Raw genomic sequence first — 13453 nt, forward strand, 5'->3', positions numbered from 1 at the left:
GTTACCCGAGAACCCTTTTAGCTTTGGGTCCCCATATTTTTCTGATTGTAAAAAAAAACTTGCTTACTTCTGACTTTTTAAGCAGCGCAAGCAGGATTTTCCTGTTTCTCCATATGGTGATGGCATAAGGAACATACACAAAGGAAGCATTTCTGGCAAGGCTTTGCTGATATAATTTCAAAGTAAGCCTTTGCGGCTCATGTCCGAACTTTTCTGAACAGAGTTTAAGCCAGTTACTTTCCCTTTCGATCTCTGCAATTTTCTGGTTCGTGGATCTGGCCGTTGCATGCAGGGCGAGCATATCTGTATTGTTTTTCTGATGCTGTCTGTATTGAACAAGGCACTGATCAACAAAATCGATGGAACCGTTTTTTGTTGCCACCAATGCTAGCCATTGATCGTAATGAAAATCGCGCGGAAACGGAAGGGCCTTTCGCAGAACGGACTGCCGCATGAAAATGCTATGGCCGGAAACACAGTTCAGGTAAAGGAAAGCCTCCGCGCGATTGCCACGGTAAAAGTTAAACTTGTCCGATATTTTTGTTTGCATGGAATTCCCGGCATGATCAATGAACTCGGAGTCGTGGTAAATCAACTCGTTTTCCTGAATGGCTTCCAGTTGAATCTGTAATTTGTCCGTATGCCAGATATCGTCCTGGTCGCAAATGGCAATGTACTTGCCGCGGCAAAGTTGCAGCGCTCTTTCAAAATTTTTATTGTAGCCAAGATTCTGATCGTTCCGGTACAGCCTGAAACGCAGATCCTGCGAAGCATATTCATTCAGGATCTTCCAGGTATCATCGATGGAGCAGTCGTCCACAGCCACGATTTCCCAGTTTTCAAATTGCTGCTTAAGAATGGAATCCAGCTGTTCTTTCAGAAACGCTGCGCCGTTATACGTGCAAAGCGCAATGGATACCAATGGCGGGTTCTCCATCCGGCTACTCGTTGAACGTTTGCATGTCGATCAGCCTTTTGTAAAGACCTTCGCGGGCGATCAGTTCCGTGTGATTTCCCTGCTCCACAATTTTTCCTTCTTCCAGAACCACAATGCAATCTGCTTTCTGAATGGTGCTCAGGCGGTGGGCGATCACAAGCGAAGTCCTGTTCTGCATCAGGTTGTTCAACGCTTCCTGAACCAGTTTTTCTGATTCGGTATCCAGCGCGGAAGTGGCTTCATCCAGCAGCATGATCGGCGGGTTCTTCAGAACAGCTCTGGCGATGCAGATGCGCTGTTTTTGTCCGCCCGAAAGTTTCATGCCCCTGTCTCCGATATTGCTCTGGTAACCGTTATCGGTTTCCATGATAAAGTAATGCGCGTTGGCCACGCGAGCGGCAGCTTCTACTTTCTCCGGCGTGGCGTCGTGATTTCCGAAGGCAATGTTGTTGTAAATGGTGTCGTTGAAAAGCATCGATTCCTGATTAACCACTCCGAACAAAGCCCACAACGATTCCTGCTTTACCTGTTTCACATCCATGCCGTCAATGCTAACGCTGCCTTGCTGTGCATCAATAAATCGTGGCAGCAAATCCATCAACGTTGATTTTCCTCCTCCCGACGGTCCGACAAGCGCAATCGTTTTTCCTTTAGGAATCGTCAGGTTGATGGATTTCAGGACGTTCTTTGACTGATAGGAAAAAGATACATTGCTGAGCTTGATCTGCTGACTGAATTCTTTGAGTTCAATCGCATCCGGCGCATCGTAGATTTCCGGTTTTTCATCAATCAGGTCCAGCACGCGTTCTCCGGCTGCTATGCCGGCATGGATCGTGCTGAACGAATCCGTAAGTGCTTTCGCCGGGCGCATGACTTGTGAAAAGATGGCAATGTAACCCACAAACTTGGCTACCGTAAGCTCCGACTGATTGTCGATAATCAGCGATCCGCCGTAAAGTACGATCAGTGCAACCATGGCAACACCCAGAAATTCGGAAACCGGGCCGCTCAGCTGCTGCCTTCTGGCCATTTTGCGTCCGAGATCAGAATAACGTATATTTTCCTGATGAAACTTGTCCTTGATATCTTCCGTCGCGTTAAATGCCTTGATGATCTTGATGCCGGACAATGCTTCATCCAGATAACTGATCATCAAACCGAACATATGCTGGGCAAGTGCAGCCTGCTGCTTCAATCTTTTTACGATCTTGGAAATAAGAAACGCAGAAATCGGGATCACCAGAATGGCAAACAGCGTAAGCTTGACAGAAGTGGCAAACAATACGAAAACATACGCAATGAGTTGCAGCGGTTCTTTAAAAACAACCTGAAGTGTTCCCGTTACCGAGAACTGGACAACCTGCACGTCCGAAGCAATTTTGGAAATAATATCACCTTTACGCTGGTTACTGAAATAGCCGACATGCAGATTCATGACGTTATTGAAAACCGTTTTCCGCAAATTCAGCAGCGTATGGATACGCAGGTTTTCCATGACCCTTTGCGAAAAATACTTGAATACATTGGAAAGCAGAACCGAAACGACAATCACGCCGCAAACAAGCTGCAGAGCACCGTGCGGACCGTACAGGATATTGGCCTGCTGTGCATAATAACTCAGCAGGCCGGCCACATCCCAGCTTTCCGGTCTTTCCATCAGTTGCGCTCCTTCCTTGCTGCTGTTAAACAGCGTGCTGAGCAGAGGAACCAGAAGTGCCAGATTTAACGTATTGAAAATGACACCCAGAATCGTAAATAGGATATAAGGAAATGCGAATTTGGCAATCGGCTGGGCAAAAGATAATAGTCTGAAGTATGTTCTCATTATTTAGGAAGGGCATATGACCATATGCCGGAATATAAATAGCCGGAAACTTTGAAAAATTTCCGGTTCGGGGTGCAAATTAATGCATATCGGTTAAAAGTGCCGCTTAACTTTATAATTTAATTACCTGCTTGTATTTAAGCATCATCTTGATATTTTCGATCACATCAATGATTCCGATGTTGGATTTGTGATTTTTCATCTGTGTTTTGAATGCCGTTTTTTTCATCGAAAGCTCGTTCATATTTTTCAGGAAATCCAGATAGGCCTGAGCCTTGTAAAACTGAAAAGTAAGAATGCTCGGCAATACGTCACTGAGAATCACCTGCAGATGATAAAAGTTCAGGTCCATGCCATGCAAATGCAGATGATGCATGTAATAGCGGTTCCTGAAATAGATTCTTTTTACTGAATAATTGTCCTTGTGTCCTTTGGTGCTGGCAGATACTTCGTGGCGGCAGACGGCATTGTGTTCGTAATAGCATTTCCAGCCCAGCCTCCATGCGCGGATCGACATTTCCTGATCTTCGCCGTAATAAGGGTTGAACATTTCATTGAACCCGTTGATGGCTTTCAGTTTCCGTGTATCCATCAGCGCGATGGCACCGGAAAGGTAAAAGGTAGGCGTGAGGCTGTCGTTATCCTTAAGATAAAAGAAATTGCTGGGTTTTATCTTTCTGCCCAGAATCTTCGGGGAACGTGCCGCATCCAGAATGTTATCGTCGTCCATGCCGATGATCCTGCCCATGACACCAAAAGTGTCTTCCAGTTCAAAGTACTTGTAAAGTTTTTCAAAATAGCCTTCTTCCAGCGTTACATCCGTATTCAGCAGAAAAATCAGATCGTTGGTTGCTTTCTGAATGCCCAGGTTGCAAGTGTGGGAAAACCCCGAATTTTTTTCCTTGCGAATGATGGTCAGGTCGTTTCCGTAATTTTTTTCAAGGTAATCAACCGAATCGTCTTGCGAAGCATCATCAACGATTATGATCTGGACTTTGGTACCAAGATTTTTCAGGATCCTGTAATTACTCTCGAAATATTTTTCGAACAAATGCTTACCGTTGTAATTAGGTATGACTACCGAGATGCTTTTCATTAATATTCCCATTTAAGTGTAGAGTATATTTTTACCCGATAGTTATTTGTTTAGATTCACCTCTTTACTTAATGAAACGGCGTGCACTGACTGCCAATCAAACGCCATTGTTCCGTATTTCATTGCCTTTCTACGATTTTTCATCAACTCTTCTAAATTATCGAACCATAATTAATCCAATTCTGCAGGAAAATACCATGCATATACGCGTATGCGGTAATTGAATCGGATCAATGGTAAATGGATTTTCTGTTCCTGCATTAACATTTTACTATCTGTAAGCTGAACAGGTTCGGAGAACCGGACGGGCCTTTTAACAAAATTTCAGAGAAGTGTTCGCTGAACGGTTGTCAAAACATACAGGAAGTTCTTCACCGTTTGTATATTTTTACTAAAAATTTGAATGCTTCGTTGCAGGCAATATATACTTTTTCCGTGATCAGTAACCTTGAGTGTCATTTTGGTCAATTAATTATTGGTGTTGGCAAATATGCATTTTCTGATTTATACGACTCGTTCAGATCTGCAAAGGTTGGAAGCTCTGGTAAATTATTTATACAAATATGAAGGTATAATTAGTTTTCGGAGACAAATTATTTGAAATCTGCAAGTAGTTGCCTGGTAATCTGGGTGATAATCTTGCTATTTGAGCAAAAAAATACTCAAACTGTTTGCCCAACTTTTTGTCGTTCCGGTTTGTTACTATTTTAAGATTGGCCCTGAATCTTGTCCATTTGTTTTGCCTTCACTGGTCTAGTGAAAAACTTTATTTTGTAAGTCGCTGATTATGATACTGGATAATATAGAATCGAACATTGCGAACGGCGAATCTGTGCCGGTGACAGCGTATAAGTCAGCCCGTGCGGTTGCCGGACTTGTGGAAAGTCATTTTGAACGACATCACCGATCGGTCAGCAAATATGATGGTCAGGAACTAGCTCCCAAACCGGATGCAAAAACCATCGAGGCCATTATCGATACGACTTTCTGGGCCAGCCTGAGAAGAGAAGAAGGAAGATCGCCCAAAATCTCGATCGCGTTTATTCCTCCGAAATGTGCCGTTAACCCGCTTGTTTTTGGTGAAAAGCTGCCATTTACATCCAACACATTAACGAAACTTGCACCGGCTGTCGAACGTTCGGGCATTCACCTCGGGGTCTGGATGGAGGACAATATGCTGTATATCTGGGGTACAACCCGCGTTATTCCCGGGCTTTGCTTTGTACTGGAAGTAATTGAGCCCGGTATGCTGGTGATCAAACACAGACGTGTGGACGGATTCGGAAAGTTTGTGAATGTGGCTGTGCTGAAAGGGGACCAGGTAAAAATCGTGGATGAAGATAGCGGCAGTGTCCGCGATTGTCCGTCCATCATCAATTCCATGATCGGTTTTACATCGCCCAATTTATGGAATGATTCGCTCAATTTGCTTGTGCAGCTTGCCGTTTCCATGCGTGGTCACGAACGCGGAGGCATTTTGCTTGTGGTGCCGACCAACAAGGAAGAATGGCGTAAATCCATTATACATCCGATTACGTATCCGGTTCAGCCGGCGTTTTCCGAGTTGTCAGAACTTTACCGGGAGTATCTTCTCGATCCACATCCGGGCAAATCGCAAAGTCAGCTGAGCTCGGCCATTAACGGATTGGCCGGACTGACGGCTGTGGACGGTGCAACGATCATCAATGATCATTATGAACTGCTTGCGTTCGGAGCAAAAATCGGACGTGCGCCAGGCGGTCATCCGGTAGAGGAAATGCTTGTAACAGAACCGGTAATCGGAAATAAAGGTATTGTCGTGCATCCGGTACAAACGGGCGGAACACGGCATTTGTCCGCGGCACAGTTCGTGTTTGATCAGCGCGATTCCATTGCGCTGGTTGCATCGCAGGACGGGCGTTTTACCATTTTTTCATGGTCACCATGTGAAGGGAAAGTACAGGCGCATCGGGTGGATGCTTTGTTGCTGTGAGTAGTGAAATGTGTTTGTTAAGATTTGAAAAAGGTTTTATGTGAACAGTTCCAGTTGTTCGGGGTCTCTGGGTTTTCTGGACCTGATTTCGGGTTCACCGAAGTTGGAAAGTGAAATGCCCAGCAAACGGACGGTTTTTTCTTCGAAGTTCACTTTTTCGAGCAATTGCCGTACTGTTTCAATAATCGTGTCAAGATCGCCAACCGGATTGTTGAATGAATGGTTTCGTGTGATCTGGGTAAAATCGCTGAATTTAATTTTCAACGTTACAGTCCTGCCTTTCAACTGCTTTTTGACAAGCCGGTTATGAACGGTTACTGCGATCCGGTCGAGCTCTTTGTACATTTCTTCCAGATTTTCCAGGTCGTACTGAAACGTATCTTCCGCACCCAGCGATTTGGTTTCCCGGTGCGTTTGTACTTCGCGGTCATCCATGCCGCGTACGATCTTGTAATAGAAATGTCCCGTTTTTCCGAAATGCTTTACAAGTTCATCTTCGGTTAGTTTCTTCAGATCAGCGCCGGTAAAAAGCTGCATGTTTTTCATTTTTTCGGCCGTCACCTTTCCAACGCCAAAAAACTTTTCTACCGGCAGGTTGTTAATGAAATTCTCTACTTTGGAAGGTCCGATAAAGGTCAGTCCGTCCGGTTTATTGATATCTGAAGCGATTTTTGCAACAAACTTGTTGATGGAAATCCCGGCCGAGGCAGTTAGGTTCAGTTCATCTTTGATTGCTTTTTTTATCTGCGCCGCAATTTCCAGTGCAGAACCTATCTGCAATTTGTCTTCAGTCACATCCAGGTAAGCTTCATCCAGCGAAAGCGGTTCGATCAGATCGGTATAACGATAAAATATTTCCCTGATTTTGGCGGAAACAGCCTTGTAAACTTCAAACCTCGGATAAACAAACACAATATCCGGACAAAGTTGCATGGCTTTTCTGGACGACATCGCTGAGCGTACCCCGAATTTTCTGGCTTCATAACTCGCTGTCGCCACTACGCCTCTGCCCGAAGGAGATCCGCCGACAGCCAGCGGTTTGCCCCGATATTCGGGAAAATCGCGCTGTTCCACCGATGCATAAAATGCATCCATATCGATATGAATGATTTTGCGGAATTTGACCGGTGCCGGAGCTGACATACAGGAACGGTTTTATATAGATAGATTCGTTGTTAAAAACACATTAAAATAAAAAAACAGTGCATCAGTCACGCACGTTTTATCGTAGTACCATCATGCTCATCCGATTTTTTTATCATCCATTTTGCTTTAAGTTATAGTAACAAAATAATGCGATATACTGTACCCGGTTTTAAATATTTTTTCACATTTATTCTGCTGTTCTTTTTCCTTGCGCCGCCTGTTTTGTTTGCGCAGGAACGCTGCGGTTCCATGAGCCTGCTGAACAAAAGGTTTCAGGAGCGCCCGGATTTAAAAGTCTTGTTCAATCAGCGGGAAGCGCGGCTCAAACAAATCATCAATGCGCGCATAGCCGCGGGGAAATCGATGAAAACAACGGCAGAAGTAACGATTCCCGTCGTTTTTCATGTTGTCCTGACCCGGCAGTCGCTTGTAACGGATGAGCAGATTCTGGCGCAGCTGGACACCATTAATAAAGACTATGCCGGATTGAATGCCGGTGCAGAAAAAATCCCGCTGTATTTCAAACCGCTTTTCGGACAATCCGGCATCCGGTTCTGCCTGGCTCAGCGAACGCCGGATGATGTGCCTTCTACGGGAATTGTAAGATACACTACGCTGAAATCTTCCTTTGATTATACAACCAACCAGCTCAAACATGCGGAATCCGGCGGAGCCGATGCGTGGGATACAGACCGCTATCTGAATATCTGGATCACGGATTTATCCAGTACAACCTTGGGCTATGCAACTTTCCCGGACGACGGCGTTCCGGACGAGCAGGGCGTTGCGATTGATTACAGCAGCTTGCCCGGTGGCAGTGCAACGGGTTATAACCAGGGCAAAACCCTTACGCATGAATTGGGTCATTATTTCAGTTTGTATCACATCTGGGGCGATGACAACGGAACCTGCACGGGTACGGATGAAGTGGAAGATACGCCTAACCAGAGCAATAGTACAAGTACATGCCGGACCGGAATCGTAACCGACAGGTGCACCCCTTCGGCTCCGGGAATCATGTACCAGAATTACATGGACTATACACCGGATGCCTGTCTTTACATGTTTACCAAAATGCAGGTTGCCCGCATGGAAGCCGCATATGAAACATATCGTTCCCTGCTGAGTCTTTCCAATGGCTGCGTGCCGGTGAATCTCAAAAGCAAGGATGCTTCCATTAATGCCATTACGGAACCTGAACAAAGACTTTGCACCAATGTATTTGCGCCGAAAGTTACGCTTATAAACAAAGGCCGTGAAACGTTAACTTCCGTCATAATTCATGCCGTCATTGACAATGGAACGGTTCAGAACTATAACTGGCGCGGTTCGTTACAGACGTATGAAGAGACGAGTGTTACACTTCCGGCCTTAACGACTACCGAAGGAAACCATGTCTTGAGTGTCTATACAACCAATCCTAACGGCGGAACGGACGAAGATGCCACGAATGATGAAGCCGAGTTTGCATTTATTTATTACGAAGCGTTTGATGCGCCAGTTACCGAAAGCTTTGAAAGCCTTTTTCCTCCGGCAGGCTGGGATATTGTCAATCCGGACCGGGGTATAACGTGGCAGCAAACCACTGCCGCAGCCAAAACCGGCAATGCTTCCGTTCACATCGCCAATTTCAATAACCTGGCGATCGGGCAGAGGGATTTTCTGAGATCGCCTGCTGTCACTATTGCAGGCACCGATTCTGCCTATGTTTCGTTCCAGGTGGCAGCTGCGACCTATACGAATGCATCCGCCGTTCAAAATGTCTGGGATACTTTGCAGGTGATGATCAGTACGGATTGCGGACAGACTTACACGAGTGTCTACAAAAAATGGGGGTCTTCACTTGTAACCAGAAATTCTGCCATACAGACCGCATTTGTACCGAATGCCAATGAATGGAGACAGGAACAGATCAACATCACCCGTTTTATAGACAGCGGCGAAATTCTTGTGGCATTTGTAAATACAAACGGCAATGAAAACGATATTTTCCTGGACGACATCAATATCCGAACCGTTACAGTAAATCCTAATCTGAAAGAAGCCGGATTTCTGGTAACGCCCAATCCTTCAAACGGTGTCGTTTCCGTGCAGTTTTATCCGCATCCGGCAGGATTGCAGTCAGTGGAAATTTACAATGTGAACGGACAAAAAATAGCGGAACAGGTCATTGCGGGAATTGTCAGCACGAATGTTTATGAATTTGACCTGACAAACAATCCATCAGGGCTCTATATTGTGAAAGCCATGTTTGAAGACCGGGTACTTACCAAGAAAATCGTGAAAAACTAGGCGGGATAGCAGGAGCGCATTCCGGCTTTTTCCACAACAACTGGGAAACGGCCGGAATGCGATTATTTTAATATATTCTTTTGACCACTACTTTGCTGTTGGTCTGGGAAATAGCAAAATCCTTTGCGTTTTCATTAGGCGGTGAAATGAAAATCTGTTTTTTCTTTTTGCCATCCGTACTGATCCAGTTGGCCGAGTAGATTTCCGGTAAAGTTCCGGCATAAATAGGACGGTTATCCGAATACATGAAAACTTCTTCCTCTTCGTAAGCCATTTCAAGATCGCTTCCTTCTATGACATCGCAAATGATTTTCAGCTTGCCATAATCGTCATCCACCAGTCCTTTTATCCTGGCTTTTCCGAAAAAAGGATCTTCTTCAAAATCCCACCGAATATAATATTCAATCACATTACCTATTTGAGAATCAATATAATCAGCAGTTAGCAGTTGTTCCTGGCTCATGGTCGTATCTGGTTTCTTATACTCCTAATTTTCAGTTCATTTTCAATCCCAGGAGATTTGGGCATTTTGACAAATGTAATTGTATCGGTCATGTTTCCAAAAATAATGACCGGTGTTTCCGCTTTATTTGAAGATTAGCAAATTACATACCTGTCCGTATTTTCGGTGCATTGTATGCACAGATAACAGCAGGTTAGCACCATCCGGCATTTTATTCATTTCCGACACATTTGAACACCCCGAAAATTGATTGAAAAAAGTGAAAACATACAACGGTATAATATTTGCTCTGGCACAAATAGCTTTATCCTATTCTGGACATCGTCCAGTCACCTAGCCAAGAAGTACATATGCAAAAAATTCAACCGTTGAATTTCTTCAGGCAGTGTTATGGCCCTTTGGTTTTTCCACGATCCGGCATAGTCCTGCTGCTGCTGATCCTTTTTCCTCCTCCGATTATACTGGCACAACAGAGCAGACCCGATACTACTTTCCGACCAGATTCTGTAAATAAAAAACCGTCCGTTCTGCCCCGTCCGCCCCAGAATTTTGACCCGCTTGTAAAACCCGCTCCGATCGATACAAGCAGCACTCCTGAAAACAGAACAGACAGCCTTGGCCAGGCTGAAAACAGTAATTCAAGGACCCCGGCAAATTCCCGCATTGTAAAAGGAAAAATAGTGGATGAGAAAGGTTCAGGTCTTCCCGGCGTTAGTATTTTAGTAAAAGATATCAAAATACAAGCTGTTTCAAATCCGGACGGTCAGTTTGAAATTCATGTTCCTGAAACGGGTTCTATTTTGGTTTTCAGCTATATAGGGTTTAAAGCCAGGGAAGTTGCAGTAAATAATCAAAGCCAGCTGAATGTGCAGCTGCTGCCAGAAGCCAAATCGCTGAACGAAGTCGTGGTTGTGGGCTACGGTACGCAAAGCAAGCGTGATCTAGCAGGAAGTACTTCCCGGGTTTCTGCTACGGAGTACAAATCGGCCGTGATCAATACGGTGGATCAGGCTTTGCAGGGCCGGACTACGGGCGTTCAGGTTGTGGAAACTTCGGGTGAGCCCGGCGCTGCTTCCGTAGTCCGGATCAGAGGCAACAACTCGTTGAGCGGAAACAACGAGCCGCTTTATGTAATCGACGGCTTTCCGATGCCGCCTTACCGCGAAGCCGGCGCCAACTTTACCGGTGCATACACGCAGAACGGGCTTTATGGCATCAACCCGAATGATATTGAAAGCATGGAAATCCTGAAAGATGCCTCGGCCACAGCTATTTACGGATCAAGGGGTGCAAATGGCGTGGTACTTATTACGACAAAATCGGGCAAACGCGGCGAAGGTCGGATTGAGCTGGTTAATAAAACATCGTTCGGCTCCATTGCCAATCCGATCCGCATGATGAATTCCAGACAATATGCCGAAATCATCAATGAAAGTTACAGCATTTCGGGCCGTATGCCGCCATTTGAAAATCTGGATAGCGCCATAACGAGTACCGATTGGGTTGACGCCATCACGCAACCCAGTTTCCGGGAAGACATTACGTTGAGCCTTTCAGGCGGTTCGCCCAAATCATCTTATTATATTTCGGGTAATTACCTTCAGGAAAAAGGTACCATCATCCATTCGGATAATAACCGGGCAAGTCTGCGCGTAAATCTGAACAATGAACTGAATGACTGGTATAACGTTAAAGGCCAGTTTGCCTTCACACGGCAAAAGTCCAACCGTGCCGTTACGGCTTCCAGGGCATGGCCAAGTTCCGGCGGATTGATGGACGGCCTGCGTGCCGCACCCACATTAGGTCTGGATTATCTCGGTAACAACAGTCTGGGAATTCCGGATTACCAAGGCTATTATTTTTCAAATCCGTACAACGAACTGACTGCCAAAACGGATCTGACACAAAACGATTACTCCGTTCTGAACATTGAAAATTATTTTAAAATAGTCAGTGGCTTGCAGCTGGTCGTCAGTCTGGGCGGAAACCAGAACCTGACGCGCCGGAAAGTTTTCCTGCCGCCATCCACTGCAGAAGGAAACCCGGTTAAAGGAAGAGGAAGCAACAATACTTCCAATACATACAGCTACAACGTCAATGCCTACTTCCTTTTTGAAAAAACCTTCACCCAGAATCATTATCTGAACGCCACCATGGGTGTGGAATATAACGACCAGACTGTTGAATTCGTCAACACAAGCTATTCCGGCTTCAATGTCCCTTATTTTGGCGTGGACAATATTGGCAGTGCACAGTCGCAGGCCATAGGCTCATACAAGGAAAAACGCATTCTTCAGTCCGCATTTCTGCGTGCAAACTACTCTTTCAAAGGCAAGTATGTTCTGAATACGTCCATCCGGATGGACGGCGCTTCTGCTTTTGCAGCCAACCGGAAATACGGATTGTTCCCATCGCTGGCACTTGCATGGAACCTTGAAGAAGAAGCTTTTATGAAAGGTCTTACTTTTATTTCCAATGCCAAGCTGCGGGCGTCGTATGGCGAGACGGGCAGTCAGGCCATCGGGCCGTATTCGTCTCTTTCCCAGTACAGCAGCGGATTTTACGAAATTGGCCCCGCCGGAAGCGGAAGTGTAGTCAATACCGGCATTTACCCGAATACCATTGCAAATCCCAATCTTTCGTGGGAGCGTACACGTCAGTTCAACGCCGGCGCAGATTTCAACATGGCCCGGAACCGGCTGGTTTTCAGTTTTGATTATTACGATAAATTGACTTCCGACCTGTTGCAGCCAAGGAAGGTGCCGACGCAATCGGGTGTGGGAACCATTACCGATAATTACGGAACCATGCGGAATCGCGGGCTGGAACTGAGCATTCAGGCATTTGTGGTACAGAAAAAGAATGTAACTTTCTCATCCCGTTTCAATATCTCCCGAAATGTGAATACCCTTGTGGATCTGGGAGAAAGAACGCAGTCGGATTACGTGAACATCAATGGAAACCTGTTGGGCGGTGTATCCGGAATACTCACGCCCGGTCAGGAAGTCGGACAGTTTTTCGGATATAAAGTGGCAGGATTAACGCAGCTTACCGATTTCGATGAAAACGGAAACCCGACTTTTCCCACCTTTGAAGGTCCGCGCCCGCCGGGAAGTACCGGAACTCCGCTTTACGGTGCATGGATTTATGCGGACACAAACGGCGACAACATCATTACCGCTGACGACCGCATGGTTCTGGGCAAATCCACGCCTGATTTTACTTTTGGATGGAGCAATGATCTAACGTGGAAAAATTTTACGCTCAATGCTCTGATTACGGGTTCAGTCGGGAACGATGTGCTTAATCTGACAAGCTTTTACATCAATAACGGTGTGGTGGATTATGGCGGGGTGGGTTTCAACCAGTCTGAAGAATGGTTTTACAAACGGTATACGACAGCCAATCCGCACAACAATCCCAGATATCCCGGCATTCAGCGCGGCATTGCTTCAGGCGATATTAATTCCACCATGCTGGAAGACGGCAGTTTTGCGAGACTGAAAATGCTGAGTTTGTCCTATACTTTCCCGAAAATCGGTCCTATTAAAGATCCGCGGCTGTTTGTAACAGGAACCAATTTGTGGACACTCACCAGCTACACCGGTTTTGATCCCGAAGTGAGTTCCTATGCACAATCGCTTTTGCAGCAGGGTATTGACTACGGCGCCTATCCGTCGCAGCGTTCTTACACCATCGGTTTTTCCTGTAATTTCTGAAAC

The 13453-nt window shown here is 45.7% G+C and carries 8 protein-coding genes; 3 read left to right on the forward strand and 5 right to left on the reverse strand.

Annotation, left to right across the window (positions count from 1 at the left end; genetic code table 11):
- Position 1: 1 nt before the first annotated feature.
- The 3 genes from FEM55_RS03325 to FEM55_RS03335 all read right to left on the reverse strand — a co-directional run bounded on the left by FEM55_RS03325 (position 2) and on the right by FEM55_RS03335 (position 3858).
- Entirely contained in the window at positions 2–937 is a 936-nt protein-coding gene (locus FEM55_RS03325) for a glycosyltransferase family 2 protein (RefSeq protein ID WP_138279883.1), read from the reverse strand.
- Between the two features lie 4 nt (positions 938–941).
- On the reverse strand, positions 942–2762 hold the full coding sequence (locus tag FEM55_RS03330; protein WP_138279884.1) for an ABC transporter ATP-binding protein: 1821 nt from the start codon (positions 2760–2762) through the stop codon (positions 942–944).
- A 112-nt stretch (positions 2763–2874) separates the two neighbouring features.
- Positions 2875–3858: a glycosyltransferase family 2 protein gene (locus tag FEM55_RS03335; RefSeq protein ID WP_138279885.1), complete on the reverse strand. Its 984-nt coding sequence runs from the start codon at positions 3856–3858 to the stop codon at positions 2875–2877.
- A 787-nt stretch (positions 3859–4645) separates the two neighbouring features.
- On the opposite strand from FEM55_RS03335, the gene FEM55_RS03340 reads away from it, so the two are divergent.
- Entirely contained in the window at positions 4646–5830 is a 1185-nt protein-coding gene (locus tag FEM55_RS03340; RefSeq protein ID WP_138279886.1) for a putative sensor domain DACNV-containing protein, read from the forward strand.
- Between the two features lie 36 nt (positions 5831–5866).
- Here FEM55_RS03340 and dinB read toward each other — a convergent pair whose 3' ends face one another.
- Positions 5867–6973 carry a DNA polymerase IV gene (dinB, locus tag FEM55_RS03345; protein WP_138279887.1) on the reverse strand — a complete coding sequence of 369 codons (1107 nt, stop codon included), beginning with the start codon at positions 6971–6973 and terminating at the stop codon, positions 5867–5869.
- Between the two features lie 150 nt (positions 6974–7123).
- On the opposite strand from dinB, the gene FEM55_RS03350 reads away from it, so the two are divergent.
- Complete coding sequence (locus FEM55_RS03350; RefSeq protein WP_138279888.1) at positions 7124–9268, forward strand: M43 family zinc metalloprotease; 2145 nt, start codon at positions 7124–7126, stop codon at positions 9266–9268.
- Between the two features lie 67 nt (positions 9269–9335).
- Here the strand turns inward: FEM55_RS03350 and FEM55_RS03355 are convergent, their stop codons facing one another.
- Positions 9336–9731, reverse strand: a complete 396-nt coding sequence (locus tag FEM55_RS03355; RefSeq protein ID WP_138279889.1) for a hypothetical protein — start codon at positions 9729–9731, stop codon at positions 9336–9338.
- 350 nt (positions 9732–10081) lie between these two features.
- Between FEM55_RS03355 and FEM55_RS03360 the strand changes: the two genes are divergently transcribed.
- On the forward strand, positions 10082–13450 hold the full coding sequence (locus FEM55_RS03360) for a SusC/RagA family TonB-linked outer membrane protein (RefSeq protein ID WP_138279890.1): 3369 nt from the start codon (positions 10082–10084) through the stop codon (positions 13448–13450).
- The last annotated feature ends 3 nt before the right edge of the window (positions 13451–13453 follow it).

The organism is Dyadobacter sediminis, from assembly GCF_005860765.1.
GTDB classification, from domain to species: domain Bacteria; phylum Bacteroidota; class Bacteroidia; order Cytophagales; family Spirosomataceae; genus Dyadobacter; species Dyadobacter sediminis.